Here is a 25,998-nt window from a genome sequence, read left to right on the forward strand (position 1 = left end):
GCGTAGGAGCTAGAGTGCGCAGATGACGAGCGAGACCCCCAACCTGCCCACCCCGGATCAGATCCGCCGCTCCCCGAAGGTGCTCCTGCACGACCACCTCGACGGTGGCCTGCGCCCCGGGACCATCATCGAGCTGGCCCGCGAGGTCGGCTACGAGAACCTTCCCGAGACCGACGCCGACAAGCTGGGCATCTGGTTCCGCGAAGCCGCCGACTCCGGCTCCCTCCCGCGCTACCTGGAGACCTTCGCGCACACCTGCGCGGTCATGCAGACCAAGGAGGCCCTCTTCCGGGTCGCCGCGGAGTGCGCCGAGGACCTGGCCGAGGACGGCGTCGTGTACGCCGAGATCCGCTACGCCCCGGAGCAGCACCTGGAAGCCGGCCTGAGCCTCGAAGAGGTCGTCGAGGCGGTCAACGACGGCTTCCGCGAGGGCGAGCGCCGCGCCAAGGCCAACGGTCACCGCATCCGCGTCGGGGCGCTGCTGACCGCCATGCGGCACGCGGCCCGCGCGCTGGAGATCGCCGAACTGGCCAACCGCTACCGCGACAACGGCGTGGTCGGCTTCGACATCGCCGGCGCCGAGGCCGGGTTCCCCCCCACCCGCCACCTCGACGCGTTCGAGTACCTCAAGCGCGAGAACAACCACTTCACGATCCACGCGGGCGAGGCCTTCGGTCTGCCGTCGATCTGGCAGGCCCTGCAGTGGTGCGGCGCCGACCGGCTCGGCCACGGCGTGAAGATCATCGACGACATCGAGGTCGCCGGGGACGGCTCGGTGAAGCTGGGCCGCCTGGCCTCGTACGTCCGGGACAAGCGCATCCCCCTGGAGATGTGCCCGACCTCGAACCTGCAGACGGCCGCGGCCGCCTCGTACACCGAGCACCCGATCGGTCTGCTGCGCAAGCTGCACTTCCGCCTGACGGTCAACACCGACAACCGGCTGATGAGCGGCACCAGCATGAGCCGCGAGTTCGAGCACCTGGTCGACGCCTTCGGCTACTCGCTCGACGACATGCAGTGGTTCACCGTCAATGCGATGAAGTCCGCGTTCATTCCTTTCGATGAACGACTGGCGATGATCAACGACGTGATCAAGCCGGGCTATGCGGAGCTGAAGTCCGAGTGGCTGTTCCGTCAGACCGCTTCGACCAGCGGAACCGTGTCGGCCTAGGCCACGGAATGACGCACGGAAAGCGCCCGGGAGCACCAACTCCCGGGCGCTTTCTCATATTGGCGGATGTTTGCGGCCGGGGGTTTGAAGTGACTAGCTTGCGGAGCCGCTCAATTCCCCGTCGCAAGGACAATTCATGAAGCTGTCAGCTGCCAAGTCCCTCGGTCTCGCTGTCGTCGGAGCCGCCCTCGCCGCGGGCGCTGCCGGTACCGCCTCCGCCGCCGGGCTTCCGGCCGCCAACCTGACGGACGCCCTCGGCACCGTCACGGGGGCCACCAGCTCGCTCACGAACCAGACCGGGCACGGCCAGGACGGCCAGCAGTCCTCCGACCCGACCGCGCCGGTCACCGGCCTGCTCGGCGGCCTGGCCCCGGCCACCGGCGCCCTGAACGGCCTCGGCGGCTGACGCTGCCGCGATGCGCACGCGCGTGCGGCGGACGCACACCCCTTCGAACGGGTGTGTACTCCGCCGCGCGGTGTGCCACGATCGCCACCAACTGCCCGCCGACGTACGGGGTATGAGGTCTAGGTCATGCGCATGAAGGCACGAGCGACGATGGTCGCGCTGGTTCCCTGCCTGCTCCTCGCGGCGGTGGGGTGCAGTGGATCCCCGGCCCCGGCCGCGGGCAGGTCACCGGATCCGAAGGGTTCCGCGGCGGCCCCCGCCCCGGGAGCCTCCGGCGCCCCGGCCGTCTCCGCCGCGCCCAAGGCGAAGGACGCCACCCTGGAGGCGGCCGCCCTGCAGCAGGGCGATCTGGCCGGATACCAGATCTCCGCTCAGGGCAAGAACCCCAACGCCCCCGAGGGCCAGCCGCAGGCGGACAAGAAGGCCTGCCAGCCGCTCGCCGACGTCATGGGCGACAAGCCGGACCCGGCGGCGCACGAGACCGTCAACCGCGGCGTCGGCTCGCAGAAGCAGGCCGGGCTCGCGGTGTCCGCATCCGTCAGCTCCTACAGCGAGAGCGACGCCAAGCGGGTCCTCTCCCGGCTGCGCGAGGCCGTGGCGGCCTGTGGCGCGGGCTTCACCGCCACCGTCCAGAAGCAGACCGGCAGCTACCGCGACGTGAAGGCGACCCCCTACAAGGCCGACGGCGACGAGAGCGTCAGCTGGACCACGACGGCCGCCGCCGCGGGCGTCTCGGCGCAGGTCCACCTGGTCGTCGTGCGCGAGGGGGACCGGGTCGTGCGTCTGATGGCCCTCAACGTGGCCTCCACCGACAAGAAGGTGCTGGTCCCGCAGGAAGTGGCCGACAAGCAGCTGGAGAAGGTGCGCAAGGCGGGCTGAGCGCTGCTCGGATTCCGCTCGGGCCCGCCGCCGGACCGCGGCGGGTCCACCCCTGCGACCGGGGTCGCCCCGGCCCGGACTACCAGGCGGTCCGCGCCGAACCGGTCGCGGAAGAGGCCTTCTCGTTCGGCATCAGCAGCCACAGCGCCAGGTAGATCAGGAACTGCGGGCCGGGCAGCAGGCACGAGAGCACGAAAATGATGCGCATCGTCCGCGTCTTGATTCCGAAGCGGCGCGCGAGGCCGGCGCAGACGCCACCGATCATCCGGCCGTCACGGGGGCGGGTCATCGCGCTCATGGTCTGTCTCCTTCGTAGCGGGACTTTCGTATCGGAACCGCTCGGAATCCCGTGTCCCGTGCGATGTCTCAATACTCCCGCGGTACCGCCGACAGGACCTCGGCCCAAGGGGCGAGGCCGACCCTGGTAATTCTCGGGGTGGACCCCTGAGGCCGCAGCGAGCGCCGCATCCGGGCCCTCAGCGCCGGCAGCACGGCCAGGTGGACGAGGACCACCCCGAGCGTGTTCAGCAGCAGCGAGTCCACGTCCACGACCCGGCCCGGGACCGCGCTCTGCAGCATCTCGATGCTCAGGGAGATCAGTACCGTCGCGGCCGTCGTGCGGCCCAGCGAGGACCACGCGCCCAGTGACGTGTGGGTGAGCCGGCCGCCGGCCAGCGGCAGCAGCGCCCCCAGCGGGGCCAGCAGGGCCACGCCCTCGCCGATCCGCTGTGCGGCCTCCAGCGGCCCGTAGGCGAGGTCGGCCCGGATGCCCTCCAGGAAGTCCAGGTTCGCCGCCGCCGCCCAGGGGACGTCCAGCGGGCGCAGGGTGAGCCATCCGACGAGGACCAGATGAGCGGCCAGCAGGGCCCCGCTCAGGAGGCGGAGCCGGAGCGGGAGCTGTGTGGCGGTGGCGGCGCTGCCGCTGCCCTCAAGACGGTGCACACCAGGGAGGACGCACCCCCCGGCGGCGCCGGTTCCGGACCTGTCGGGGGAGTGACGCAATTCGCTGATCGCGCGGCGCGCGCCGCGCGTCGCGCGCCGGGTCAGCCCGTGACGAGCAGGACGATCAGCGCGACCCCGCCGACGACGGCGGGAGCGATGATCTCGTAGGCCCACTTCACGGCGACGGAGCCCTGCGCCGTCGGCCGCCCCGCCCCGCGCTCGGCGAGCTCGCGCAGCTCGTCCACGACCTGGTCGGCGGCGGCCCGCTCGGGACCGGCCGCGGCGGCCGCCGTGCCCGCGCCGCCGTCCTGCCCGAGCCCCTTGCCGCCCAGCGCGTCGCGGCGGCTGAACTTGCGGCTCGCCTTCTTGCGCTCGCGCAGCGACACCGGCACCGACCAGAGCTGGTACTTCGACCCCTCCGCGAGCACCTCCGCCGAGTACCCGGCGCGCACCGCGTCCACCGCGCCCCAGGGCAGCTCGATGACGCGGAAGGGGTTGCGCACCCGCATCCGGTCGTCGTTGGCGAAGACGGCCGGCCGCAGGGTGAAGGCGACCGTCAGCGGTACGGCGAACAGCGCGATGGCGAGCCCGACCCAGCGGGCGCTGCCCTCGCCGCGCACGACAGCGTCCCCGCACAGCCACGCGATCAGGGCCAGCAGCACCACCCCGGTGACGACGGCCATGGGGGAGCGGTAGACGCGGTCGGCGTAGACCGGCTCGTGGGGGGAGGGCGTAGTCATGCCGCCGATTGTGCCGTACGCCCGGCCGGGTGCACCGATGACGGATGTCACGCGCAGATGTGCGCGAGGGGGGTGACAGGCAGCTACGCGCGTAGATATGCTCATGTGGTGACCATGCCCACCACCCTCACCGCATTCGCTGACGTGACGACGTCCGACAGCGCGCTGCGCCGCTTCCTGCACGGGCTGCCCGGCGTAGACGCAGTCGGCCTGGAGGCCCGCGCGGCCTCGCTCGGCACCCGCTCGATCAAGACGACGGCCAAGGCTTACGCCATCGACCTGGCCATCTCGATGATCGACCTGACCACGCTTGAGGGTGCGGACACCCCGGGCAAGGTGCGGGCGCTCGCCGCCAAGGCCGTCAACCCCGACCCGACCGACCGCAGCGCGCCGATGACCGCCGCGGTCTGCGTCTACCCCGACATGGTGGCCACCGCCAAGGCCGGGCTGAACGGTGCCGACGTCAAGGTCGCCTCCGTCGCCACCGCCTTCCCGGCCGGCCGCGCGGCCCTGCCCGTCAAGCTCGCCGACACCCGTGACGCCGTCGCCGCCGGCGCCGACGAGATCGACATGGTCATCGACCGTGGCGCCTTCCTCGCCGGCCGCTACCTGGAGACGTACGAGCTGATCAAGGCCGTCAAGGAGGCGTGCGTCCGCGAGGACGGCACCGCCGCCCGGCTCAAGGTGATCTTCGAGACCGGCGAGCTGTCGACCTACGACAACATCCGCCGCGCCTCGTGGATCGGCATGATCGCGGGCGCCGACTTCATCAAGACCTCCACCGGCAAGGTCGGCGTCAACGCCACCCCGGCCAACACGCTGCTGATGCTCGAAGCCGTCCGCGACTTCAAGGCGCAGACCGGGATCCAGATCGGCGTGAAGCCGGCCGGCGGCATCCGGACCACCAAGGACGCGCTGAAGTTCCTGGTCCTGGTCAACGAGACCGCGGGCGCGGACTGGCTGACCAACGAGTGGTTCCGCTTCGGCGCCTCCAGCCTGCTGAACGACCTGCTCATGCAGCGCCAGAAGCTGAGCACCGGGCGTTACTCCGGTCCCGACTACGTGACGGTGGACTGATCACCATGGCATCCCTTTTCGAGTACGCACCGGCCCCCGAGTCCCGCTCGGTCGTCGACATCGCCCCCTCCTACGGGCTCTTCATCGACGGCGAGTTCACCGACGCCGCCGACGGCAAGGTCTTCAAGACCGTCTCCCCGTCCTCCGAGGAAGTCCTCGCCGAGGTCGCCCAGGCCGGCGCCGCCGACGTCGACCGCGCCGTGAAGGCCGCCCGCAGGGCCTTCGAGAAGTGGTCCGCGCTGCCGGGCTCCGAGCGCGCCAAGTACCTCTTCCGCATCGCCCGGATCATCCAGGAGCGCAGCCGCGAGCTGGCCGTCCTGGAGACCCTGGACAACGGCAAGCCGATCAAGGAGACCCGCGACGCGGACCTCCCGCTCGTCGCCGCGCACTTCTTCTACTACGCGGGCTGGGCCGACAAGCTCGACCACGCGGGCTACGGCGCGAACCCGCGCCCCCTCGGTGTGGCCGGCCAGGTCATCCCCTGGAACTTCCCCCTCCTCATGCTCGCGTGGAAGATCGCCCCGGCGCTCGCCACCGGCAACACGGTCGTGCTGAAGCCGGCGGAGACCACCCCCCTCTCGGCCCTGTTCTTCGCGGACATCTGCCGCCAGGCGGGCCTGCCCAAGGGCGTCGTCAACATCCTCACCGGCTACGGCGACGCGGGCGCGGCCCTCGTCGAGCACCCGGACGTCAACAAGGTCGCCTTCACCGGCTCGACCGCCGTGGGCAAGAAGATCGCCCGCCACGTCGCCGGCACCGACAAGAAGGTCACCCTGGAGCTGGGCGGCAAGGGCGCCAACATCGTCTTCGACGACGCCCCCATCGACCAGGCCGTCGAGGGCATCGTCAACGGCATCTTCTTCAACCAGGGCCAGGTCTGCTGCGCGGGCTCCCGCCTGCTGGTCCAGGAGTCGATCCACGACGAGCTGCTGGACTCCCTCAAGCGCCGCCTCTCCACGCTGCGCCTGGGCGACCCGCTCGACAAGAACACCGACATCGGCGCGATCAACTCCGCCGAGCAGCTCGCCCGGATCACCGCGCTCGCCGAGACCGGCGAGGCCGAGGGTGCCGAGCGCTGGTCCCCCGCGTGCGAGCTCCCGTCCGCCGGCTACTGGTTCGCCCCGACGCTCTTCACCAACGTCACCCAGGCGCACACCGTCGCCCGCGACGAGATCTTCGGCCCGGTGCTGTCCGTGCTGACGTTCCGCACCCCGGACGAGGCCGTCGCCAAGGCCAACAACAGCCAGTACGGCCTGTCCGCCGGCATCTGGACGGAGAAGGGCTCGCGCATCCTCGCGGTCGCGAACAAGCTCCGCGCGGGTGTCGTCTGGGCCAACACGTTCAACAAGTTCGACCCGACCTCGCCCTTCGGCGGCTACAAGGAGTCGGGCTTCGGCCGCGAGGGCGGCCGCCACGGCCTGGAGGGCTACCTCGATGTCTGAGTCGTCGTCGGCGCGTCTGAGCGTCTTCAAGACCTACAAGCTGTACGTCGGGGGCAAGTTCCCCCGCTCCGAGAGCGGCCGGGTGTACGAGGTGAGCGACTCCAAGGGCAAGTGGCTGGCCAACGCCCCCCTGTCCTCCCGCAAGGACGCGCGTGACGCCGTCGTCGCCGCCCGCAAGGCCTTCGGCGGCTGGTCCGGCGCGACCGCGTACAACCGCGGCCAGATCCTCTACCGCATCGCCGAGATGCTGGAGGGCCGCCGCGAGCAGTTCGTCCGCGAGGTCGGCGAGGCCGAGGGCCTGTCCAAGTCCAAGGCGGCGGCCGTCGTCGACGCAGCCATCGACCGCTGGGTCTGGTACGCGGGCTGGACGGACAAGATCGGCCAGATCGTGGGCGGGGCCAACCCGGTCGCCGGCCCGTTCTTCAACCTCTCCACCCCGGAGCCGACGGGCGTCGTCACGGTCGTGGCCCCGCAGGACTCGTCGTTCCTGGGCCTGGTCTCGGTGATCGCCCCGGTGATCGCCACGGGCAACACCGTCGTGGTCATCGCCTCGGAGAAGTCCCCGCTCCCCGCCCTGTCCCTGGGCGAGGTGCTGGCCACCTCCGACCTGCCGGGCGGCGTGGTCAACATCCTCTCCGGCAAGGCCGGCGAGATGGGCCCCCACCTGGCCTCCCACCAGGACGTCAACGCGATCGACCTGGCGGGTGCCGACGCGGCACTCGCCAAGGAGCTGGAGATCGCGGCGGCGGACAACCTCAAGCGCGTCCTGCGTCCACAGCCTGTGGACGACTGGAGCGCCGACCCGGGCACCGCGCGCATGACCGCCTTCCTGGAGACGAAGACGGTCTGGCACCCGACGGGCTCCCTGGGCGCGGGCGGCTCCTCTTACTAGGTTGGCTTCACCCCTCCTTTTTGGTCGGCTTCGCCTCCGGGGCCGCCGATGCCGGCTCCAGGCGGGCGTGCGTCCTCAGGGTTCGCTCGTTCCTCGCGAATCCTTCCGGGCGCTCGCCCGCCTTCGCCGACGCGGCCCCTTCGGCTCAGCCGACCGTGGGGGCTGCGGGCGCAGGCGGAAGGCCTACTTCGGCAGGACCGGGGACAGGAGTGAGGACACGGCGGCCGTCGGGAGCTCCTTCACCGACGGGCCCTGCGTCAGGATTCCGGTGACCGCGCCGGTCCCGACCGAGGGGAAATCGGCCACCTTCGTGGCCACGCCGTTGTCCAGGGGGTCCACGCCGGTGTGCGCCAGCGGGTTCACCTTCAGGTTCCCGATCGGATTGGCCACCCCCGCCACGGCCGCGGGGACGTCGAGTTCCCCTGCCTGAGCGGCGCCCGCCGCCATCGCCAGGGCCGCGCCGGCCATCGAGAGGGTCAGGCCGGCGGAGCGGAGCCGCTTCGGCGAAGGGTCGGAGGCTGCGTGACGTCCCATGGGTTCCCGCCTGTGGTCGTAGTCGCGTGCGCACGCAGCGTAGCCGAGGGCGTCGGCCGGATTCCAACCGCCGATCGGTGTGAGGGTCGTCGCAGCGGCTGTCCGCGGTGTGTTGATACGCCGGGTAATGCCGCACACTTATGACCCGTGAGCTGTTCATCTCCCCTTCCCACGCGCGTCGTCCTGCTGACCGGTCCCTCGGGATCCGGCAAGTCCTCGCTCGCGGCCCGCTCGGGCCTGCCCGTACTGCGCCTGGACGACTTCTACAAGGAGGGGACGGACCCCACCCTCCCGCTGGTCGAGGGCAGCTCCGACATCGACTGGGACTCCCCGCTCTCCTGGGACGCGGACGCCGCCGTCGCCGCCATCGAGGAACTCTGCGCGACGGGCCGTACGGAGGTCCCCGAGTACTCCATCGCCACCTCCTCGCGCACCGGCGCGGAGAGCCTGGACATCGACCGGACCCCGCTGTTCATCGCGGAGGGGATCTTCGCCGCGGACATCGTGGCGCGCTGCCAGGAGCTCGGGCTGCTCGCGGACGCGATCTGCCTGCGCGGGCGGCCCTCGACGACCTTCAGGCGGCGGCTAGCCCGCGACCTGCGGGAGGGGCGCAAGTCCATCCCGTTCCTGCTGCGCAGGGGTTGGCGGCTGATGCGGGCCGAGCGCGGGATCGTGGCGCGCCACGTCGGGCTCGGAGCCCACGCCTGCGCCCGCGACGAGGCCCTCGGCCGTCTCGCAGCCGCGGCGGCCGGCCGCCACCGTACGGCGAACACCCCGGCCTGATCCGCCCGGACCTGATCCGCCCGGACCTGATCCGTGCCGGAACGTGAAAAGGCGGGATCGCACGGCCCCCCGGCCGTTTGATCCCGCCTCTTCTCCCCCCGCGGCCCCCGCCCCACCCCCGTAGGACGGACCCCCCGACCGCTTGGTCTTTGGCCGTTACGCGACGAGCTCCCCGAAGGACTCCGCCTCGTCCCGCCCGAAGCTCAGCGCCTCGTCGTCCCGCAGCCGCCGCAGTGACCGCCAGATGCTCGACTTCACGGTGCCGACGCTGATGCCCAGGATTTCGGCGATCTCCGGGTCCGTGCGGCCCTCGTAGTAGCGCAGCACCAGCATCGTGCGCTGCGGCTCCGGGATCCGGGCCAGCGCCTGCCACAGGACCGCGCGCAGTTCCGTGCCGCGCATCGCGTCCGTGTCGGAGGCCGTCTCCGGCAGTTCCTCGGTCGGGTACTCGTTCAGCTTGCGCCGACGCCAGGCACTGATGTGCAGGTTGGTCATCGTGCGCCGCAGGTAGCCGCCGACGGCCGCCTTGTCGCTGATCCGGTCCCAGGCGCGGTACGTGGAGAACAGCGCGCTCTGCAGCAGGTCCTCGGCCTCGTGGCGGTCGCCGGTGAGGTGGAAGGCCGTCGCGTAGAGCGCCGCGCGCCGCTCCTGGACGTATGCCGTGAACTCCGCCTCCGAGGTGGAAGACGGGGTGCGCGGTGCGGGAACCGCCTGGTACTGGTTCGCGTCAATGGCTGTGATGTGTGCCGGCCGCGGACGGGCGACCGTGACGTTACGGACACCCGCCCGGCGGTTCACATCGTGCAGCCGCGTGACAACCGTGCTGGTCGTGGTGCTGTGCAGCGTGTTCATCTCGCGCCCCCCGTCGTGGAGTCTGCTTCGGTCCGTGCTTGATGACAGAAGCCTGCCCGCCCGAGATAACCGGGGTGTCCTTCGACTGTCACAGGCCTGTCACAGCCACCGGCGGCCGGATCCGGACCGCACGACGGTCGAGTCCCGACGGCCGATGGGACAGAATGAGCGCGTGCCTTTCCTGCTGCTGATCGAGGACGATGACGCCATCCGCACGGCCCTCGAACTTTCCCTGTCACGCCAGGGCCACCGTGTGGCCACCGCGGCGACGGGAGAGGACGGCCTGAAACTGCTGCGCGAGCAGCGGCCGGACCTGATCGTGCTGGATGTGATGCTGCCCGGGATCGACGGCTTCGAGGTGTGCCGGCGGATCCGCCGCACCGACCAGCTGCCGATCATCCTGCTCACGGCCCGCAGCGACGACATCGATGTCGTCGTGGGCCTGGAGTCGGGTGCCGACGACTACGTGGTCAAGCCCGTCCAGGGCCGGGTGCTCGACGCCCGGATCCGGGCCGTGCTGCGCCGCGGTGAACGCGAGGCGAGCGACTCCGCCGTGTTCGGGTCCCTGGTCATCGACCGGGCCGCGATGACGGTGACGAAGAACGGAGAGGACCTCCAGCTGACTCCGACCGAGCTGAGGCTGCTGCTGGAGCTCAGCCGCCGGCTCGGCCAGGCGCTCTCGCGCCAGCAGTTGCTGCGCCTGGTCTGGGAACACGACTACCTGGGCGACTCGCGTCTCGTCGACGCCTGCGTGCAGCGGCTGCGCGCGAAGGTCGAGGAAGTGCCGTCCTCACCCACGCTGATCCGTACCGTCCGGGGTGTCGGCTACCGGCTGGACTCCCCGCAGTGATCAGAGCCCTGTTCGCGGGCCGGCGCTGGACCAGCCTGCGGCTGCGGCTGCTGGTGGTGTTCGCACTGGTCGCGCTGACGGCCGCGGTCTCCGCGTCCGGGATCGCGTACTGGCTCAACCGCGAGGCGGTGCTCACCCGTACCCAGGACGCGGCCCTCGGGGACTTCCGCCAGGAGATGCAGAACCGGGCCGCGGCACTGCCCGCCGACCCGACCGCGGAGGAGATGCAGCGCACCGCCGAGCTGATGGCGGGCAGCAGCCCCGGTTACAGCGTGCTGCTCGTGCACGAACGCAAGGACGGCCGCAAGGTCTTCGGCGCCGCCGGCGCGGACTCCTTCGGGCTGGACGACGTACCGAAGTCGCTCCAGCACGCCGTGAACGACCGACAGAAGACGACCGCCGCGAACGACGCCGAGTACCACATGTACTGGCAGCGGACGAAGCCGAACGGGAACCCGTACCTGGTCGGGGGCACCCGGATCGTGGGCGGCGGGCCGACGGGCTACATGTACAAGTCCCTCGCCACGGAACGGGCCGACCTCAACGCCCTGGGCTGGTCGTTGACCATCGCGACGGGTCTGGCGCTGCTCGGCTCGGCGCTGCTGGCGCAGGCGGCGGCGCGGACCGTGCTCAAGCCCGTACAGCGGCTCGGGGACGCGGCGCGCCGGCTCGGCGAGGGTGAGCTGGACCACCGGCTGGAGGTGTCGGGCACCGACGAACTCGCCGACCTGGCACACACCTTCAACAAGACGGCGGAGGCGCTGGAGAAGAAGGTCGCCGACATGAGCGCGCGCGAGGAGGCGAGCCGGCGGTTCGTGGCGGACATGTCGCACGAGATGCGCACGCCGCTGACGGCGCTGACCGCGGTGGCCGAGGTGCTGGAGGAGGAGGTCGAGTACCTCGATCCGATGATCGCGCCGGCGGTGGGGCTGGTCGTGAGCGAGACGCGGCGGCTGAACGACCTGGTGGAGAACCTGATGGAGGTCACCCGCTTCGACGCGGGTACGGCGCGCCTGGTGCTGGACGACGTGAACGTCGCCGACCAGGTGACGGCCTGCATCGACGCCCGTGCCTGGCTGGACGCGGTCGAACTCGACGCCGGGCGCGGGATCGTGGCGCGGCTGGACCCGCGCCGGCTCGACGTGATCCTGGCCAACCTGATCGGCAACGCCCTCAAGCACGGCGGCTCGCCGGTGCGGGTATCGGTGGCCGTGGAGGGGGAACAGCTGGTGATCGCGGTCAGGGACAACGGCCCCGGCATCCCCGAGGAGGTGCTCCCGCACGTCTTCGACCGCTTCTACAAGGCGAGCGCGTCCCGGCCGAAGTCGGACGGCAGCGGGCTGGGCCTGTCGATCGCGATGGAGAACGCGCACATCCACGGCGGTGACATCACGGCCGAGAACGGTGCGGACGGCGGGGCCGTCTTCACCCTGCGGCTGCCGATGGACGTGGGGAAGGTGATCCCGGATGACGTGGACGCGTAGGGCGCCGGTGGGGCTTCGGGTGCTGGGCGGGGCGGCGGCGGTGCTGGTGCTGTCCGGCTGCGGGATCCGGGCGACGACGGTGCCGGTGGACGTGGGCGCGGCGCCGTCCCGGGTGTCCTGCGACACCTCGGCGCAGCCGGCCGGCGAGAGCGGGGTGAAGGGCTTCCGGGCCACGGTGGAGCTGGTGTGCGGATCGCAGCTGGTCGGCGTGGAGCGGGTTGTTCCGGCGCCCGAGAAGCGGTCCGGGCGCGACCCCGTGGTGCTGGTGGCGCAGGCGCTGCTGGAGGCGCTGGAGAAGCAGCCGTCAGGTGAGGAACGGGACGCGGGCTTCACCACCGGGGTCCCGGACGGGCTGTCGGCCGCCCCGGCGCGGCAGGGCGACCCGGCGGGGACGCTGCGGCTCAGCCGCAAGCCGGAGGACCTGGAGCCGGTGGCGCTGGCCCAGGTGGTGTGCACGCTGGCGGCGAGCGACGCGGTGTCGGCGGGGCCGGGGCCGGTGGTCCTGGGCGGCCCCGACGCGGACCCGCCGCGCGCGTGGGAGTGCACGGAGGCCGTCCGCTCCCGCCCGGAGTCGGTCCCGACCCTGGGGGAGCTGGTACGGCCTTCGGCTTCGCCGTCGGGGTCGGGGTCGGGGTCTTGAGGCGCTGAGGGGCGGGCCCGCTTTTTCCCCCTCGGCCCCGCCCCGGGTGCGGGCCGGTGGGTGGGGAGCGGGACGCCGGCCGGGCGGCATCGGGGAGGGGCTGGGGTTTCCCGGCCGTCCATCGTCCTTCCGTGCCGTGCCGCCCCGTCAAGGGCGCTCCTGCGTCGCGTCGCTGCGCGATCGCCTTCGGCGACCCTTGACCGACCGACCCGTCCCGGAAAGACAACAGACTGCCGGGAAGCCCCAGAAGGACGGTCAGGGGGAAGGAGCAGGAGGAGCGGCCCGATCAGCGAAGCGACGGGCCGCCTGCGGCCGGGCGCGCCCGGGAGCGGGTCGATGTGCCGTCGATCCGGGGCCGGGTACGGCCTCCCCGCACGAAACGGCGACCTGAGCGTCCTGCGGGGCATTCGGGCGCGTCGGATCGCTACGCGCTTCGCTCGGTTTGGCGTCCGGCGGCCGTCCGGGGCTGATCGTGGTCAGTTCGGTGGCCGGCGGCGGTTGAGGGTGGCTTCGAGCGTGTCGATGTAGTCGGCGGGCACGATGTTGGCCACTGCGGTGGTGAATTCGAGACCGGAAGGGTCGCGGATGTACGCCAGCCGCGTCCACCGCTCTGCTCCGGTGTCGGAGACGTTCTCGTTGACCACGGCCATCAGCACGCCTTCGGCACCGGACGCGATGTCGCGGACGCGGCGGTGCAGGAGACGGTGGGGGACGTACTCGTACTGCTCACTCATCGGACGCCCCCTCGAAGCCTCGGGCTTTGGCCAGGGGCCGTCCTGGGTGGCCTGAGTCATGGCGTACCTCCGGTTCTGGGCGACGTGGGGTGCCCGGGGCCCAAGACTCTTCGTCCGGCGGGTGTCACCGCCATGCCCCCGTGGATGTCATGTGTCGCTCGAACGGGGAGCTGGGCGTCACGGATGTGGCGCCGACCTGTCTTCTGCCTGGAATCCGTTGTGCATGAGGACAGTTGGGCGGAATCATCGGAGCGGCAACATGGCCCGCGACAAGAGGGGGCGGACGCATGGGTCCCGTTCCGGGGACGCTGTTGAAGGTCTTGGTGGCGCAGAGGTCCTGGCGGTATCGGGATTTCGCCGCCGCGTTCGAGCGAGCTGCCACGAAGGTCGGCCTGCGCAATCAGACCGTGTCCGAGGCGCAGTTCCGCCGCTGGACGTCAGGTCGGGTCAAGACCATGCCCTCCCCGGACGCGTGCCGGGTCCTGGAATCCCTGTTCGGGATGGAGGCCGTCGCCCTGTTCGCCGCGCCACCACAGGGCGTGCCGAGGACGGTCCCCACCGCGTACGACATCGAAAGCGAAATCGCCATGACCGCAAGGGACGCAGCCGACGAGGCGGGCGCCGCAGCCGCGCAGTCCGTATCCGACACCACCATCGATCAGCTCCGCGACGATGTGGCAGCCCTTGCCACCGCGTATGCGACGACCCCGCCGTTCGATGTGTTCCGCAGGGCGAAAGGGCTTCGTCAAGACGCGGAGTATCAGCGGGGTGCCACCCGGGTTCCCGTGCAGCAGCAGGAACTCCTGATCCTCGCCGGGCAGGCGTGTGCCCTGCTGTCCACCGCCGCCTTCGACCTCGGTGCCCTGGACGATGCCACCCGACTGGCGCGGTCGGCGGCGCTCTACGGGGAGACTGCCAGGTTCGATCCGATGCGCGCGTACGCTGCCGGTTCGCTGGCCATCGTTGCGTACTTCGCCGGACGTCCCTCGGAGGCAGTACGGCACGTACGAGCGGCACTCGCCTACGGAGGCCTCGGCGATGCCGGCCGCCGACGGTTGCTGTCGATCGCGGCTCGCGCCTACGGGCACCTCGGTGACGGGGAACAGGCGGGGCGTGCCACGGTCGCGGCGGTCGGCTTGGACGCCGGTGCTCGGGACGATCTCCATGATGGCGTAGGGGGTGAGTTCGCGTTCGACGAGGAACGGCTGGTCATGTCCGCCGCGACCACTGCGCTGCTGACGGGAGACGGTTCTCGTGCCGAGGGGCAGGCTCGTCATGCCCTGGAACTGGTGGCCGGGCGGCCTCCGGCGCGGCAGTCCGGCACGGTGAAGGCGAAGGCGTCGGCCGACCTGGCTGCCGCCCTGCTGCTGCGCGGCGATCTGGAGGCTGCGGAGGAGGCACTGACACCCGTCTGGGAGATCCCGGGCGACCGGAGGTCCGCCGGCCTCCTCGGCCGTGTCACGGGCCTCCGGGTGGCTCTCACCGCTCCTTCGTGGCGAACGGCCCGGGTGGCCGTGGACCTGGGCGAGCGCATCGAGGACTACGGGCGCCTTGCGGCGGGGCGGGGCATGTCGGCCATCGAGCCTTGACGGTCAGTGCCCGAGGGCTGTGAGGATCGCGGCCTCCTTGGCCGGGGCGATGCCGTGCTCGGCGGCTCGGGGATGCTCCACGGGACGCCCGTCGGCCTTCAGCCACTCCCACGTGTCGTTGATGGTCGTGGTCAACGGCCGACAGGACAGTCCGGCGGCCACGGCGCGTGACGCGTCCACGGACCACACCCCGGAGGCCGTGCGCCACAACGGCATCTCGGTCCACTGGTGGACACCGTGTTCCTCCAGCACGGCCGGATCGGCCCAGACGACATGTCCGGCGCCACCGGTGACAGCAAGGCAATGGGTGAGGAACTCCCCGATGGAGAGCGGAGCCGGATGGGCGACGTTGAACGCTCCGCCGCCGTCCCGAGCGGCTCGGTCCAGGGCGAACGCGGCCACGTCGCGCACGTCCACGGGCTGGATCGGGCGGAGGGACGGAGCGGCCGCGAGGATCGCCCCGCCGCGCTCGGCCCGCCGCAGCCACCACGGCAGTCGCCCCACGTACTCGCCCGGCCCCAGGATCACCCCGGGACGGAGGATCACGGCCTCGTCGTCGAAGGTCTGACAGACGGCCTTCTCCGCCCCGGCCTTCTGGAACCCGTACTTCGTCGGGGAACCGTCGGCACCGGTGTGCCCGAACGACTCGTCGGCATCGGCCGGGGCATCCAGCAGAGCCGAGTCCTCCGTCAGAGACCGATGCGGCCAACCTTGGTAGACGGACACGGTGGAGACGTGCACCCAGCGGCCGGCCGCCGGACGCAAAGCCTCGGCGGCGGCCAACACCGTGCGGGGAGGCATCTCCCCGGACGACGTGTCGATGACGGCGTCCCATGAGCCCGACTCGGCCAGCCGCTTCAGATCGGTGTCGCTGGTCCGGTCTCCCCGTACCGTCTTGATGCCCTCGGGCACGGCGCCGGAGCGGCCCCGGTTGAACGCCGTCACGTCCCAACCGCGAGCGAGCGCGCCCTCGATCACCGCTTTGCCGAGGAACCAGCCGCCACCCAGTACCAGGATTCGCATGCCGGTGACCCTGCCACGAACACGCTGGGTCGCACCACCGGTCATGGCGTCGGTGAGACCGTCCGAAAGGTGAGGGAGTACGTATGAACGAGGGATTCGGCCTGGTCGTGCGCTTCTCGCTGCGCGACCAGGAGTGCGCGGCGGCGTTCGACGAGCTGTGTGCGGTCACGCTGGAGGGGATCAAGGCCGCTGAGCCGGGGACGCTGGCCTACGTGGTGCACGTGCCGGAGGGGGAGCCGCTGGTCCGGGTGTTCTACGAGCTGTACGCCGACCGCGCGGCGTTCGACGCCCATGAGGCGCAGCCGCACACCAGGCGCTTCCTCGCCCGGCGGGAGCAGTACCTCGCCGGGGTCGAGGTCACGTTCCTCGATGTGATCGGGGGGAAGCGGTAAGCCCCCGCCGCAACGCCGACGGCCCCCCGAACCGGGCTGGGTTCGGGGGGCCGTGAGGGGGATGGGGCTTGCTACAGGCCCATCGCCGCCGAGAGGTCCTTCTTGACGGCGTCCAGGATCTCCTGGCCGGTCACGCGGGCGCCCGCGAGGTCGGAGGCCTCGGCCACCGGGACCACGACCTCCAGGTAGCACTTGAGCTTGGGCTCGGTGCCCGACGGGCGGCAGATCACCCGGGCCTTGTAGGCGCCGTCCAGGTAGTAGCGCAGGCCGTCCGTGGGCGGGAGCTTGTCCGTGCCCCGGTTCAGGTCCTCCGCCGAGACCACGCGCAGGCCCGCCAGGGAGGCCGGCGGTTCGGCGCGCAGCGCGGCCATGGCGTTCGCGATGACCGAGAGGTCCTCCACGCGCACCGACAGCTGGTCGGTGTGGTGCAGGCCGTGGGCCATCGCCAGGTCGTCCAGCAGGTCGGTCAGGGTGCGGCCCTGCTCCTTGAGGACCGAGGCCAGCTCCGCCACCAGCAGGGCGGCGGTGACGCCGTCCTTGTCGCGGACGCCCTCGGGGTCCACGCAGTAGCCGAGCGCCTCCTCGTAGCCGTAGCGCAGGCCCTCGACGCGGGCGATCCACTTGAAGCCCGTCAGGGTCTCCTCGTAACCGACGCCGGCCGCCTCCGCGATCCGGCCCAGGAGGCTGGAGGAGACGATCGACTCGGCGAAGACGCCCCGGGCGCCCTTGTGGACCAGGTGGGCCGCCAGCAGCGCGCCGACCTCGTCGCCGCGCAGCATCCGCCAGCCGTCGGCGGTGGGGACGGCGACCGCGCAGCGGTCCGCGTCCGGGTCGTTCGCGATGACGATGTCCGGGTTGACCTCGGCGGCCTTCGCGAAGGACAGGTCCATCGCGCCCGGCTCCTCCGGGTTGGGGAAGGCGACCGTCGGGAAGGCCGGGTCCGGCTCCGCCTGCTCGGCGACGAGCACCGGGGTCGGGAAGCCGTGCCGGGCGAAGGCGGCCAGGACGACGTCCTTGCCGACGCCGTGCATGGCCGTGTAGACGGTCCGCACGCCGCGCGGGGACCCGGGGGTCAGCACGGCGTCCGTACGCTCCAGGTAGGCCTCCAGGACCTCGTCGCCGAGGTCCTCCCAGCCGGATCCGGGGCGGGGGACGGAGTCCAGCGTGGTGACCTTGGCGATCTCCGCCGCGATCTCGCTGTCCGCCGGGGAGACGATCTGCGAGCCGTCGCCGAGGTAGACCTTGTAGCCGTTGTCCCGGGGCGGGTTGTGGCTCGCGGTCACCTCGACGCCGGCGACGGCGCCCAGGTGCCTTATGGCGTACGCGAGGACCGGCGTGGGGAGGGGGCGGGGGAGGACCGCCGCGCGCAGGCCGGCGCCCGTCATGACGGCCGCCGTGTCGCGGGCGAAGTCCGCCGACTTGTAGCGCGCGTCGTAGCCGACGACGACCAGGCCGTCGGCGTGGCCCTGGGCCTTCAGGTAGGCCGCCAGGCCCGCCGCGGCCCGGATGACCACGGCGCGGTTCATCCGCATCGGGCCCGCGCCGAGCTCACCGCGCAGACCGGCGGTGCCGAACTGGAGCATGCCGGAGAAACGGTCCGCGAGCTCCGCGGTGTCACCGGCCTCGACGAGGGCGGCGAGCTCCGCCGCCGTCTCCGGGTCCGGGTCCTCGGCCAGCCAGGCCCGAGCCCGGGTGATCAGGTCGTCCTGTGCCTGTGCCTGTGCCTGTTCCTGCACTACTTCCGCCTTCCCTCTCGTACGTCGATCAGATGCGGGCGAGGACCTGCGTCAGCAGTGTGCCCATGCGGGCGGCCGAGTCGCGGCCGGCCTGGAGGACCTCTTCGTGGTTCAGCGGCTCGCCGGACAGGCCCGCCGCCAGGTTGGTGACCAGGGAGATGCCCAGGACCTCGGCGCCGGCCTCACGGGCGGCGATGGCCTCCAGCACGGTGGACATGCCGACCAGGTCGGCGCCCATCACGCGGATCATGTTGATCTCGGCCGGGGTCTCGTAGTGCGGGCCGGGGAACTGGACGTAGACGCCCTCCTCCAGGCTCGCGTCGATCTCCTTGCACATCGCGCGCAGGCGCGGCGAGTACAGGTCGGTGAGGTCCACGAAGTTCGCGCCGACGATCGGCGAGGTGGCCGTCAGGTTGAGGTGGTCGCTTATCAGGACGGGCTGGCCGGGCTTCATGCCCTCGCGCAGACCGCCGCAGCCGTTGGTCAGGACGATGGTCTTGCAGCCGGCGGCGACGGCGGTGCGGACACCGTGCGCGACGGCGGCGACGCCGCGGCCCTCGTAGTAGTGGGTCCGGCCGAGGAAGAGCAGCGCGCGCTTGTCGCCGATCTTGTACGAGCGGATCTTGCCGCCGTGGCCCTCGACGGCCGGGGGCGGGAAGCCGGGCAGCTCGGTGACGGGGAACTCGGCCTCGGGCGCGCCCAGCGCCTCGGCGGCGGGGGCCCAGCCGGAGCCCATGACGAGGGCGACATCGTGGGAATCGACGCCGGTCAGCTCGCGCAGGCGAGTGGCGGCGGCGTCGGCGGCGGCGAAGGGGTCGATAACAGATGCGTTCACGCTGACGAGCGTAGCCGCTTATCTCCTACGCGCGTAGATGGCGCAGCTCACGGTGTTCGGATCGTTGCCTTGTCGTTTCCGCCGAAACGTCCCCCGTGGTCCCGGTCCGGCCTTGAGGGCCGGTCGGGGAACCGTGGAGGTCAGCAGGGGCGCTTGCGGAGTTCCATCACGTAGTCGTGCGGGGCGCCGGCCGATTCGGCGGCGTCGGCGATCTCGCCCAGGTACCGCGCCGAGGGCAGACCGCCCTCGTAGCCGTTGAGCACGTACACCCAGGCGGCCTCTTCGCCGTCCAGGGTGTGCACCCGGATCCGCATGCGCCGGTAGATGTCCAGACCGACGCCCTCCCAGCGGTCCATGGAGTCCTCGTCCAGCGGGGCGATGTCGTAGAGGGCGACGAAGACCTGGTGGCGGGGGGCTTCGACGATCGTGGCGAGGGCGCCCTCCCACCCCATCTGCTCGCCGCCGAAGGTCAGCCGCCAGTCGTTGATCCAGCCCGTGCCGCGCAGCGGCGAATGCGGAGCGCGGCGCGTCATCAGCCGCGGGTCGAGGTTGCCGGCGTACGCGGCGTAGAGCGACATGAGGTCGAGGGTACGGGAGGGGCGGCCCGGCACGCTTGCCCGGATGGCGCAGCGGGGTCGGGACCGGGGGCGAAGCACCTTGATGAGTGCGGGACAATGGAGCACGGAATGCATCCCCCGGGGAGACCCCCCGGACCGCCGGCCGGGGCGGCAGCCGGCCGGGTAGACGTGAGGCGGACTTTTCGTGACCCGGATCGTGATCATCGGCGGCGGACCCGGCGGGTATGAGGCGGCCCTGGTGGGGGCCCAGCTCGGCGCGGAGGTGACCGTCGTCGACTGCGACGGTCTGGGCGGGGCGTCGGTGCTCACCGACTGCGTGCCCTCGAAGACTCTCATCGCGACCGCCGAGGTCATGACGACCTTCGACTCGTCGTACGAGGAGCTGGGCATCGTCGTCGCGGACGACACCCCGCCCCTGGAGCAGGCCGCGCGCGTCGTCGGCGTGGACCTCGGCAAGGTGAACCGGCGCGTCAAGCGCCTCGCGCTCGCCCAGTCCCATGACATCACCGCGTCCGTGACCCGGGCCGGCGCCCGCGTGCTGCGCGGCCGCGGCAAGCTCGGCGGCCCGCAGGGCATCGACGGGACCCGGGACGTCATCGTCACCGCGGCCGACGGCACGGAGACGATCCTGACCGCCGACGCGGTGCTGATCGCCACCGGCGGCACCCCCCGCGAGATCCCGGACGCGATGCCCGACGGTGAGCGGATCCTGAACTGGACCCAGGTCTACGACCTGGAGGAGCTCCCCGAGGAGCTCATCGTGGTCGGCTCGGGCGTGACGGGCGCCGAGTTCGCCGGCGCGTACCAGGCCCTCGGCTCCCGGGTGACCCTGGTGTCCTCGCGCGACCGCGTGCTGCCGGGCGAGGACCCGGACGCGGCGGCCGTGCTGGAGGACGTCTTCCGGCGCCGCGGCATGAACGTGGTCGGCCGCTCGCGCGCCGAGTCCGTCAAGCGGGTCGGGGACCGGGTCGAGGTCACCCTGTCCGACGGGCGGGTCATCACCGGCACGCACTGTCTGATGGCCGTCGGTGCCATCCCGAACACCCGGAACATGAACCTGGAGGAGTCCGGGGTCCGGCTCAAGGATTCGGGCCACATCTGGACCGACAAGGTCTCGCGCACCTCCTCGCCGGGCGTGTACGCGGCCGGTGACGTGACCGGGGTCTTCGCGCTGGCCTCCGTGGCCGCCATGCAGGGCCGCATCGCGATGTACCACTTCCTCGGCGACGCGGTGACCCCGCTGAACCTGAAGACCGTCTCCTCGAACGTCTTCACCGACCCGGAGATCGCCACCGTCGGCTACACCCAGGCCGACGTGGACGCGGGCAAGATCGACGCCCGGGTGGTGAAGCTGCCGCTGCTGCGCAACCCGCGCGCGAAGATGCAGGGCATCCGGGACGGCTTCGTGAAGATGTTCTGCCGTCCGGGCACCGGCATCGTGGTCGGCGGTGTGGTCGTCTCGCCGCGCGCGAGTGAGCTCATCCACCCGATCTCGATCGCGGTCGACAACAACCTGACGGTCGAGCAGATCGCAAACGCGTTCACCGTGTACCCCTCCCTGTCCGGTTCGATCGCGGAAGTGGCGCGTCAGTTGCACACCCGCAAGGCGGCGGGCGAGGCGTAGGCGTCGGGCAACCGCCCCTGCCCGTACGGGGTTTGGGGCGGTCCCCGAGGTGGGCGGGCGGAGCGGCCCCGACAGTGCACCCGGCAGTCGGGCCGCGTATACCACCAGTCGACCCACCGTATGGACAACTTCGGTATTCCGGCGCAAAGAGCTGAAAGCAGTCGATCGCTGGGGTTACTGTCAGTTTCGTGTTCGCTGCAGAACGTCGCCAATTGATCCTCGAAATGGTGCGGGCCAACGGAGCGGTATCGCTCCGGGAGCTCGCCCGCGTAGTCCAGACCTCCGAAGTGACCGTACGCAGGGACGTGCGGGCACTGGAGGCAGAAGGACTCCTCGACCGCCGGCACGGCGGTGCGGTCCTGCCGGGCGGTTTCACGCGGGAGTCCGGCTTTCCGCAAAAGTCCCACCTCGCGACGGCGGAGAAGACCGCCATCGCCGATGTCGCGGCCGGCCTCGTCGAAGAGGGCGAGGCCGTGGTCGTCGGCGCGGGGACGACCACTCAGGAGCTGGCCCGCCGGCTCGCCCGGGTGCCCGGTCTCACCGTCGTCACCAACTCGCTGCTCGTCGCCCAGGCGCTGGCACACGCCAACCGGGTCGAGGTGGTGATGACCGGCGGCACCCTGCGCGGGTCCAACTACGCCCTCGTCGGCAGCGGGGCCGAGCAGTCCCTGCAGGGGCTGCGGGTGTCGCGGGCCTTCCTGTCCGGGAGCGGCCTGACCGCCGAACGGGGGCTGTCCACCTCCAACATGCTCTCCGCGAGCGTGGACCGGGCGCTGGTGCAGGCCGCGGCCGAGGTGGTGGTGCTCGCCGACCACACGAAGCTCGGCACCGACACCATGTTCCAGACGGTGCCGACGGACATCATGACCCGGCTGGTGACGGACGAGCCGCCGCCCCACGACGACCGGGCCGCCACCGAGCTCCAGTCGCTGGCCGACCAGGGCGTGCAGATCACCGTGGCGGGTTCCTCGCCGGCCTCCGGCGGGGGTCACGGCGGAGTCCCGGGCGGGGACGGCATGCAGGGGCGCAGGCCCCGCCGGGAGTCCCCCCTGCCGGTCCAGCGGCGGGGCGGCCCCACCGCCCAGCTGCGCAGCGCTCCCGCCTCGATGCTGGAGCAGCAGGCCGGCGAACGGGCGCGCGTCGCGGACATGCGGCGCCGCTGACCCCGGACCGTTCCCGGACGGTGTCCGCCGGGCGGCTCCCGCCAGGGTGGCCCGCCGTGCACCGTGGGGACGGTCCGGACGACAACGAGGCCCCGCCCGGTCAGGGCGGGGCCTCGTCCTCGTTGCCGCGGTGCGGTCCCGGACGTCAGTCCTTGATCTCGCAGATGGTGGCGCCGGAGGTGAGCGAGGCGCCGACCTCGGCGTTCAGGCCCACGACGGTGCCCGAGCGGTGCGCGTTGAGGGGCTGCTCCATCTTCATGGCCTCCAGGACGACGACGAGGTCGCCCTCGTTGACCTGCTGGCCCTCCTCGACGGCCACCTTGACGATGGTGCCCTGCATCGGCGAGGCGAGGGTGTCGCCCGAGGCGGCCGGGCCGGACTTCTTGGCGGCGCGGCGCTTGGGCTTCGCCCCGCCGGCGGCGGCGGTGCGGGCCAGGGTCATGCCCAGCGAGGACGGGAGGGAGACCTCCAGGCGCTTGCCGCCGACCTCGACGACCACGGTCTCGCGGCCCGGCTCGTCCTCGGTGTCCTCGGCCGCCGGTACGACGAAGGCCGGGATCTCGTTGACGAACTCGGTCTCGATCCAGCGGGTGTAGATCGTGAAGGGGTTGCCGTCGGCGGGCGCGAAGGCGGGGTCGGCGACGACCGCGCGGTGGAAGGGGATGGCGGTGGCCATGCCCTCGACCTCGAACTCGGCCAGGGCGCGGGCGGCCCGCTGGAGGGCCTGCTCACGGGTGGCGCCGGTGACGATCAGCTTGGCCAGCAGGGAGTCCCAGGCGGGGCCGATGACCGAGCCGGACTCGACGCCGGTGTCCAGGCGGACGCCGGGACCGCTGGGCGGGGCGAACCTGGTGACGGTGCCCGGCGCGGGCAGGAAGCCGCGGCCCGGGTCCTCGCCGTTGATGCGGAACTCGAAGGAGTGGCCGCGCAGGACGGGGTCGCCGTAGCCGAGCTCCTCGCCGTCGGCAATGCGGAACATCTCGCGGACCAGGTCGATGCCGGCGACCTCTTCGGTGACCGGGTGCTCCACCTGGAGGCGGGTGTTGACCTCCAGGAAGGAGATCAGGCCGTCGGCGGAGACGAGGAACTCGACCGTGCCGGCGCCGACGTAGCCGGCCTCCTTGAGGATCGCCTTGGAGGCGGCGTACAGCTCGGCGTTCTGTGCCTCGCTCAGGAAGGGTGCGGGGGCCTCCTCGACGAGCTTCTGGTGACGCCGCTGGAGGGAGCAGTCGCGGGTGGAGACGACGACCACGTTGCCGTGGCTGTCGGCCAGGCACTGGGTCTCCACGTGGCGCGGCTTGTCGAGGTAGCGCTCGACGAAGCACTCGCCGCGGCCGAAGGCGGCGACGGCCTCGCGGACGGCGGAGTCGTAGAGCTCCGGAACCTCTTCGAGGGTGCGGGCGACCTTCAGGCCGCGGCCGCCGCCGCCGAAGGCGGCCTTGATCGCGATCGGCAGGCCGTGTTCCCGCGCGAAGGCGACGACCTCGTCGGACCCGGACACCGGGTCGGGGGTGCCCGCGACCAGCGGGGCGCCGGCGCGCTGGGCGATGTGCCGGGCGGCGACCTTGTCACCGAGGTCGCGGATGGCCTGCGGCGGCGGGCCGATCCAGGTCAGGCCCGCGTCGATGACGGCCTGGGCGAAGTCCGCGTTCTCGGACAGGAAGCCGTATCCGGGGTGGATGGCGTCCGCTCCGGAGTCGGCGGCGGCCTGCAGGACCTTCGCGATGTCGAGGTAGCTGGTGGCCGGGGTGTCACCGCCCAACGCGAAAGCTTCGTCTGCCGCGCGGACGTGCAGGGCGTCCCGGTCCGGATCGGCGTAGACGGCTACGCTCGCGATTCCGGCATCCCGGCAGGCCCGAGCAACGCGGACAGCGATTTCGCCACGGTTGGCGATGAGCACCTTGCGCACGATGGCTCCCTCCTTGAAACAAGCTGAGTTTAGGGACAGCCGACACGGCCTTTCGACCCTTCCCCGGTGGTGAGCTTGCCCACACAGAGCGTGATGCGAGCGGCCCTCCGGCGCGAAAGCCCTTGTGTCGCCCCAGGTCAGGGAGATCCCCGACTGCACAGTAACCCCGTTGCACAGTGCAGGTCTCTGTTCGGCGGGTCAGCGGCCCCCGCTGATTCTTTGTCGAGTCCCTACGAACGGCCTATGCATTCTTTGAGTGAGAGCCGTCACGGAGGGCTCCCGTAACGAAGCCGCCCCGACCTCTTGTCCGCAGGTTTACTCGTTAGTAGCCTCCAGTGCGTCGAACACACTTGTGGTGTGCGGGGGATGGGGGCGTCGTGCTGCGCAGACTCGTGGCCGGACTGGGCGCGCTCGCGCTCGTCGGGGAAGCCGCGGTCCTGGTGCTCGTCCACCTCGTGCTCGGGCGGACCACCGCGAACCAGTCGATGTCCATCGCCGGCAGCGATCCGGACCTCATGAGCAAGGCGACCTACGCGCTGGGGGCGGCCATCGGCGCCTTCTTCCTGCTGGGCGCCGTCCTGCTCGCCCTGACGGCCCTGCACGACCGCGCGCCCGGCCGCTTCGCCCGCGTCGTGCTGATCGCCGCCGCCCTGACCCACGTCCTGCTCGGCGCCATCGCCGCGGCGCTCGTCGGCTGGGGCGCCTTCACGGCGGCGATGGTGATCCTCTGTCTGCTCGTCCTGACCCTGACGCTCTACGCCGGGGGCCGGGACGAGCCGTCGGACTTCAAGGGGCTCAGGCCCACAAGTCCGTGATGGACACGTCCAGTTCGCCCAGCAGGGAGCGCAGCAGGGGCATCGACAGGCCGATGACGTTGCCGTGGTCCCCGTCGATGCCGTCGATGAACGGCGCCGACAGCCCGTCCAGGGTGAACGCCCCGGCCACGTGCAGCGGCTCGCCGCTCGCCACGTACGCGGCCACCTCGGCGTCCGTCGGCTCGCCGAAGCGGACCGTCGTCGAAGCGGTGGCCGAAACCTGACGCCCAGTGGTCGTGTCGATCACGCAGTGCCCCGTGCGCAGCACCCCGGCGCGTCCGCGCATCGCCTTCCAGCGGGCCGTGGCCTCCGCCGCGTCGTCCGGCTTGCCCAGGGCCTCGCCGTCCAGTTCCAGCACCGAGTCGCAGCCGATCACCAGCGCGCCCGCGGCCTCCGCCAGGCCCGCCACCACGCCCGCCTTGGCCTCGGCCAGGGCCAGGGCCAGACCGGCCGGCTCGTCGTGGCTGAGCGTGTCCTCGTCGAACCCGCTGACGATCACGTGCGGGGCCAGCCCGGCCTGCCGCAGCAGGTTCAGCCGGGCGGGGGAGGCGGAGGCGAGGACGAGCGTGCGCTGTGGCTCTACGGTCATGGGGGCCATCGTAGGGCGGACGCGGCCCCCGCCGACGGGCCGTCCCCCTCAGAAGGGGGCGATGCCGAGCACGTACACCCCGACGGCCATCGCGAGGGCGAGCACGACGAGCAGCCGCCGGAGCATCGCCTGGGCGTCGCGCATGTCCTTCGGCGGCTCGTTCTTCGGGTCTGACCAGAGCATGCTCCGATCCTTGCCCCGGGACGCCGGTGGGGGGGGGGGGGGGGGGGGGGGGGGGGGGGGGGGGGGGGGGGGGGGGGGGGGGGGGGGGGGGGGGGGGGGGGGGGGGGGGGGGGGGGGGGGGGGGGGGGGGGGGGGG

The 25,998-nt window shown here is 71.8% G+C and carries 28 protein-coding genes; 15 read left to right on the plus strand and 13 right to left on the minus strand.

All coding sequences use genetic code 11. The annotated features are described in order from the left end of the window. Positions 1-22 precede the first annotated feature (22 nt). The 3 genes from ACEPPI_RS21410 to ACEPPI_RS21420 all read left to right on the plus strand — a co-directional run bounded on the left by ACEPPI_RS21410 (position 23) and on the right by ACEPPI_RS21420 (position 2,456). Entirely contained in the window at positions 23-1,171 is a 1,149-nt protein-coding gene (locus ACEPPI_RS21410) for an adenosine deaminase (RefSeq protein ID WP_373916854.1), read from the plus strand. A 136-nt stretch (positions 1,172-1,307) separates the two neighbouring features. Beyond that, entirely contained in the window at positions 1,308-1,577 is a 270-nt protein-coding gene (locus ACEPPI_RS21415; RefSeq protein ID WP_373916855.1) for a hypothetical protein, read from the plus strand. 132 nt (positions 1,578-1,709) lie between these two features. Beyond that, positions 1,710-2,456 carry a hypothetical protein gene (locus ACEPPI_RS21420; protein WP_373916856.1) on the plus strand — a complete coding sequence of 249 codons (747 nt, stop codon included), beginning with the start codon at positions 1,710-1,712 and terminating at the stop codon, positions 2,454-2,456. Positions 2,457-2,535: 79 nt separating this feature from the next. Here ACEPPI_RS21420 and ACEPPI_RS21425 read toward each other — a convergent pair whose 3' ends face one another. The 3 genes from ACEPPI_RS21425 to ACEPPI_RS21435 all read right to left on the minus strand — a co-directional run bounded on the left by ACEPPI_RS21425 (position 2,536) and on the right by ACEPPI_RS21435 (position 4,138). Next, positions 2,536-2,754 carry a PspC domain-containing protein gene (locus tag ACEPPI_RS21425; RefSeq protein ID WP_371676991.1) on the minus strand — a complete coding sequence of 73 codons (219 nt, stop codon included), beginning with the start codon at positions 2,752-2,754 and terminating at the stop codon, positions 2,536-2,538. 68 nt (positions 2,755-2,822) lie between these two features. Further along, complete coding sequence (locus ACEPPI_RS21430; RefSeq protein ID WP_373916857.1) at positions 2,823-3,398, minus strand: VanZ family protein; 576 nt, start codon at positions 3,396-3,398, stop codon at positions 2,823-2,825. 101 nt (positions 3,399-3,499) lie between these two features. After that, positions 3,500-4,138 carry a PH domain-containing protein gene (locus ACEPPI_RS21435; RefSeq protein ID WP_373916858.1) on the minus strand — a complete coding sequence of 213 codons (639 nt, stop codon included), beginning with the start codon at positions 4,136-4,138 and terminating at the stop codon, positions 3,500-3,502. Between the two features lie 114 nt (positions 4,139-4,252). Here ACEPPI_RS21435 and deoC point away from each other — a divergent pair, with 114 nt between their 5' ends. From deoC to ACEPPI_RS21450, 3 genes are read left to right on the plus strand one after another with little or no spacing between them, the layout of a single operon-like run. Next, the gene (gene deoC, locus ACEPPI_RS21440; protein WP_373916878.1) at positions 4,253-5,215 is read left to right on the plus strand and encodes a deoxyribose-phosphate aldolase; all 963 of its coding nucleotides are present in this window, start codon (positions 4,253-4,255) and stop codon (positions 5,213-5,215) included. Between the two features lie 5 nt (positions 5,216-5,220). Further along, entirely contained in the window at positions 5,221-6,657 is a 1,437-nt protein-coding gene (locus ACEPPI_RS21445; protein ID WP_371676988.1) for an aldehyde dehydrogenase family protein, read from the plus strand. Next, complete coding sequence (locus tag ACEPPI_RS21450) at positions 6,650-7,549, plus strand: aldehyde dehydrogenase family protein (protein WP_373916859.1); 900 nt, start codon at positions 6,650-6,652, stop codon at positions 7,547-7,549. The genes ACEPPI_RS21445 and ACEPPI_RS21450 overlap by 8 nt, the downstream gene beginning before the upstream one ends. Positions 7,550-7,732: 183 nt before the next feature. Here ACEPPI_RS21450 and ACEPPI_RS21455 read toward each other — a convergent pair whose 3' ends face one another. Then, positions 7,733-8,083, minus strand: a complete 351-nt coding sequence (locus ACEPPI_RS21455; RefSeq protein WP_373916860.1) for a hypothetical protein — start codon at positions 8,081-8,083, stop codon at positions 7,733-7,735. 186 nt (positions 8,084-8,269) lie between these two features. Here ACEPPI_RS21455 and ACEPPI_RS21460 point away from each other — a divergent pair, with 186 nt between their 5' ends. Further along, a complete protein-coding gene (locus ACEPPI_RS21460; protein WP_373916879.1) occupies positions 8,270-8,866 on the plus strand; it encodes a uridine kinase in 597 nt (198 codons plus the stop codon). A 156-nt stretch (positions 8,867-9,022) separates the two neighbouring features. Here the strand turns inward: ACEPPI_RS21460 and ACEPPI_RS21465 are convergent, their stop codons facing one another. Beyond that, positions 9,023-9,718, minus strand: coding sequence for a SigE family RNA polymerase sigma factor (locus ACEPPI_RS21465; RefSeq protein WP_373916861.1), 696 nt, complete (start codon positions 9,716-9,718; stop codon positions 9,023-9,025). A 172-nt stretch (positions 9,719-9,890) separates the two neighbouring features. Here ACEPPI_RS21465 and afsQ1 point away from each other — a divergent pair, with 172 nt between their 5' ends. The 3 genes from afsQ1 to ACEPPI_RS21480 are packed head-to-tail and all read left to right on the plus strand — an operon-like array spanning position 9,891 to position 12,692. Then, the gene (gene afsQ1 / locus ACEPPI_RS21470; RefSeq protein ID WP_373916862.1) at positions 9,891-10,568 is read left to right on the plus strand and encodes a two-component system response regulator AfsQ1; all 678 of its coding nucleotides are present in this window, start codon (positions 9,891-9,893) and stop codon (positions 10,566-10,568) included. Then, positions 10,565-12,052, plus strand: coding sequence for an ATP-binding protein (locus ACEPPI_RS21475; protein ID WP_373916863.1), 1,488 nt, complete (start codon positions 10,565-10,567; stop codon positions 12,050-12,052). The genes afsQ1 and ACEPPI_RS21475 overlap by 4 nt, the downstream gene beginning before the upstream one ends. Next, positions 12,036-12,692: a hypothetical protein gene (locus ACEPPI_RS21480; protein ID WP_373916864.1), complete on the plus strand. Its 657-nt coding sequence runs from the start codon at positions 12,036-12,038 to the stop codon at positions 12,690-12,692. Before ACEPPI_RS21475 ends, ACEPPI_RS21480 begins: the two co-directional genes overlap by 17 nt. Before the next feature lie 476 nt (positions 12,693-13,168). Here the strand turns inward: ACEPPI_RS21480 and ACEPPI_RS21485 are convergent, their stop codons facing one another. Next, positions 13,169-13,426: a hypothetical protein gene (locus ACEPPI_RS21485; protein WP_373916865.1), complete on the minus strand. Its 258-nt coding sequence runs from the start codon at positions 13,424-13,426 to the stop codon at positions 13,169-13,171. Between the two features lie 287 nt (positions 13,427-13,713). On the opposite strand from ACEPPI_RS21485, the gene ACEPPI_RS21490 reads away from it, so the two are divergent. Continuing rightward, positions 13,714-15,015 (plus strand): DNA-binding protein, encoded by a 1,302-nt coding sequence (locus ACEPPI_RS21490; RefSeq protein ID WP_373916866.1) that lies wholly within the window; start codon positions 13,714-13,716, stop codon positions 15,013-15,015. Between the two features lie 3 nt (positions 15,016-15,018). On the opposite strand, the gene ACEPPI_RS21495 is transcribed toward ACEPPI_RS21490, so the two are convergent. Next, the gene (locus tag ACEPPI_RS21495) at positions 15,019-16,038 is read right to left on the minus strand and encodes an NAD-dependent epimerase/dehydratase family protein (protein WP_373916867.1); all 1,020 of its coding nucleotides are present in this window, start codon (positions 16,036-16,038) and stop codon (positions 15,019-15,021) included. An 83-nt stretch (positions 16,039-16,121) separates the two neighbouring features. Here ACEPPI_RS21495 and ACEPPI_RS21500 point away from each other — a divergent pair, with 83 nt between their 5' ends. Further along, complete coding sequence (locus tag ACEPPI_RS21500; RefSeq protein WP_373916868.1) at positions 16,122-16,430, plus strand: putative quinol monooxygenase; 309 nt, start codon at positions 16,122-16,124, stop codon at positions 16,428-16,430. A 71-nt stretch (positions 16,431-16,501) separates the two neighbouring features. On the opposite strand, the gene ACEPPI_RS21505 is transcribed toward ACEPPI_RS21500, so the two are convergent. From ACEPPI_RS21505 to ACEPPI_RS21515, 3 genes are all read right to left on the minus strand, one after another. Further along, positions 16,502-18,166, minus strand: coding sequence for a phospho-sugar mutase (locus ACEPPI_RS21505; protein ID WP_373916869.1), 1,665 nt, complete (start codon positions 18,164-18,166; stop codon positions 16,502-16,504). Positions 18,167-18,194: 28 nt separating this feature from the next. Then, on the minus strand, positions 18,195-19,001 hold the full coding sequence (locus tag ACEPPI_RS21510; protein ID WP_373916870.1) for a purine-nucleoside phosphorylase: 807 nt from the start codon (positions 18,999-19,001) through the stop codon (positions 18,195-18,197). Between the two features lie 140 nt (positions 19,002-19,141). Further along, positions 19,142-19,579, minus strand: coding sequence for a gamma-glutamylcyclotransferase (locus tag ACEPPI_RS21515; RefSeq protein WP_030231145.1), 438 nt, complete (start codon positions 19,577-19,579; stop codon positions 19,142-19,144). Between the two features lie 184 nt (positions 19,580-19,763). Here ACEPPI_RS21515 and ACEPPI_RS21520 point away from each other — a divergent pair, with 184 nt between their 5' ends. Both ACEPPI_RS21520 and ACEPPI_RS21525 read left to right on the plus strand, forming a co-directional pair. Beyond that, positions 19,764-21,203 (plus strand): NAD(P)H-quinone dehydrogenase, encoded by a 1,440-nt coding sequence (locus ACEPPI_RS21520; RefSeq protein WP_373916871.1) that lies wholly within the window; start codon positions 19,764-19,766, stop codon positions 21,201-21,203. Between the two features lie 224 nt (positions 21,204-21,427). Further along, a complete protein-coding gene (locus ACEPPI_RS21525; RefSeq protein WP_373916880.1) occupies positions 21,428-22,366 on the plus strand; it encodes a DeoR/GlpR family DNA-binding transcription regulator in 939 nt (312 codons plus the stop codon). A 145-nt stretch (positions 22,367-22,511) separates the two neighbouring features. On the opposite strand, the gene ACEPPI_RS21530 is transcribed toward ACEPPI_RS21525, so the two are convergent. Continuing rightward, positions 22,512-24,275, minus strand: a complete 1,764-nt coding sequence (locus ACEPPI_RS21530; RefSeq protein WP_373916872.1) for a biotin carboxylase N-terminal domain-containing protein — start codon at positions 24,273-24,275, stop codon at positions 22,512-22,514. 377 nt (positions 24,276-24,652) lie between these two features. Between ACEPPI_RS21530 and ACEPPI_RS21535 the strand changes: the two genes are divergently transcribed. Next, a complete protein-coding gene (locus ACEPPI_RS21535; RefSeq protein ID WP_373916873.1) occupies positions 24,653-25,090 on the plus strand; it encodes a hypothetical protein in 438 nt (145 codons plus the stop codon). On the opposite strand, the gene ACEPPI_RS21540 is transcribed toward ACEPPI_RS21535, so the two are convergent. Together ACEPPI_RS21540 and mmpB are read right to left on the minus strand one after the other, a co-directional pair. Continuing rightward, the gene (locus ACEPPI_RS21540; RefSeq protein ID WP_373916874.1) at positions 25,071-25,688 is read right to left on the minus strand and encodes a nucleoside triphosphate pyrophosphatase; all 618 of its coding nucleotides are present in this window, start codon (positions 25,686-25,688) and stop codon (positions 25,071-25,073) included. The two genes, ACEPPI_RS21535 and ACEPPI_RS21540, sit on opposite strands and share 20 nt — an antisense overlap. 39 nt (positions 25,689-25,727) lie before the next feature. After that, positions 25,728-25,862 (minus strand): morphogenic membrane protein MmpB, encoded by a 135-nt coding sequence (gene mmpB / locus ACEPPI_RS21545; protein ID WP_356219583.1) that lies wholly within the window; start codon positions 25,860-25,862, stop codon positions 25,728-25,730. Positions 25,863-25,998 lie beyond the last annotated feature (136 nt).

Origin of the sequence: Streptomyces sp. AB3(2024), assembly GCF_041862025.1 — a bacterium.
Lineage (GTDB): Bacteria > Actinomycetota > Actinomycetes > Streptomycetales > Streptomycetaceae > Streptomyces.

Coding starts and splice junctions, on each gene's coding strand:
- ACEPPI_RS21515 (WP_030231145.1), bottom strand. CDS start 19,579: ATGTCGCTCTACGCCGCGTACGCCGGCAACCTCGACCCGCGGCTGATG.
- ACEPPI_RS21450 (WP_373916859.1), top strand. CDS start 6,650: ATGTCTGAGTCGTCGTCGGCGCGTCTGAGCGTCTTCAAGACCTACAAG.
- ACEPPI_RS21495 (WP_373916867.1), bottom strand. CDS start 16,038: ATGCGAATCCTGGTACTGGGTGGCGGCTGGTTCCTCGGCAAAGCGGTG.
- ACEPPI_RS21425 (WP_371676991.1), bottom strand. CDS start 2,754: ATGAGCGCGATGACCCGCCCCCGTGACGGCCGGATGATCGGTGGCGTC.
- ACEPPI_RS21525 (WP_373916880.1), top strand. CDS start 21,428: ATGGTGCGGGCCAACGGAGCGGTATCGCTCCGGGAGCTCGCCCGCGTA.
- ACEPPI_RS21485 (WP_373916865.1), bottom strand. CDS start 13,426: ATGAGTGAGCAGTACGAGTACGTCCCCCACCGTCTCCTGCACCGCCGC.
- ACEPPI_RS21490 (WP_373916866.1), top strand. CDS start 13,714: ATGGGTCCCGTTCCGGGGACGCTGTTGAAGGTCTTGGTGGCGCAGAGG.
- ACEPPI_RS21445 (WP_371676988.1), top strand. CDS start 5,221: ATGGCATCCCTTTTCGAGTACGCACCGGCCCCCGAGTCCCGCTCGGTC.
- ACEPPI_RS21480 (WP_373916864.1), top strand. CDS start 12,036: ATGACGTGGACGCGTAGGGCGCCGGTGGGGCTTCGGGTGCTGGGCGGG.
- ACEPPI_RS21420 (WP_373916856.1), top strand. CDS start 1,710: ATGAAGGCACGAGCGACGATGGTCGCGCTGGTTCCCTGCCTGCTCCTC.
- ACEPPI_RS21435 (WP_373916858.1), bottom strand. CDS start 4,138: ATGACTACGCCCTCCCCCCACGAGCCGGTCTACGCCGACCGCGTCTAC.
- mmpB (WP_356219583.1), bottom strand. CDS start 25,862: ATGCTCTGGTCAGACCCGAAGAACGAGCCGCCGAAGGACATGCGCGAC.
- ACEPPI_RS21415 (WP_373916855.1), top strand. CDS start 1,308: ATGAAGCTGTCAGCTGCCAAGTCCCTCGGTCTCGCTGTCGTCGGAGCC.
- ACEPPI_RS21540 (WP_373916874.1), bottom strand. CDS start 25,688: ATGGCCCCCATGACCGTAGAGCCACAGCGCACGCTCGTCCTCGCCTCC.
- ACEPPI_RS21410 (WP_373916854.1), top strand. CDS start 23: ATGACGAGCGAGACCCCCAACCTGCCCACCCCGGATCAGATCCGCCGC.
- deoC (WP_373916878.1), top strand. CDS start 4,253: ATGCCCACCACCCTCACCGCATTCGCTGACGTGACGACGTCCGACAGC.
- ACEPPI_RS21465 (WP_373916861.1), bottom strand. CDS start 9,718: ATGAACACGCTGCACAGCACCACGACCAGCACGGTTGTCACGCGGCTG.
- ACEPPI_RS21455 (WP_373916860.1), bottom strand. CDS start 8,083: ATGGGACGTCACGCAGCCTCCGACCCTTCGCCGAAGCGGCTCCGCTCC.
- ACEPPI_RS21500 (WP_373916868.1), top strand. CDS start 16,122: ATGAACGAGGGATTCGGCCTGGTCGTGCGCTTCTCGCTGCGCGACCAG.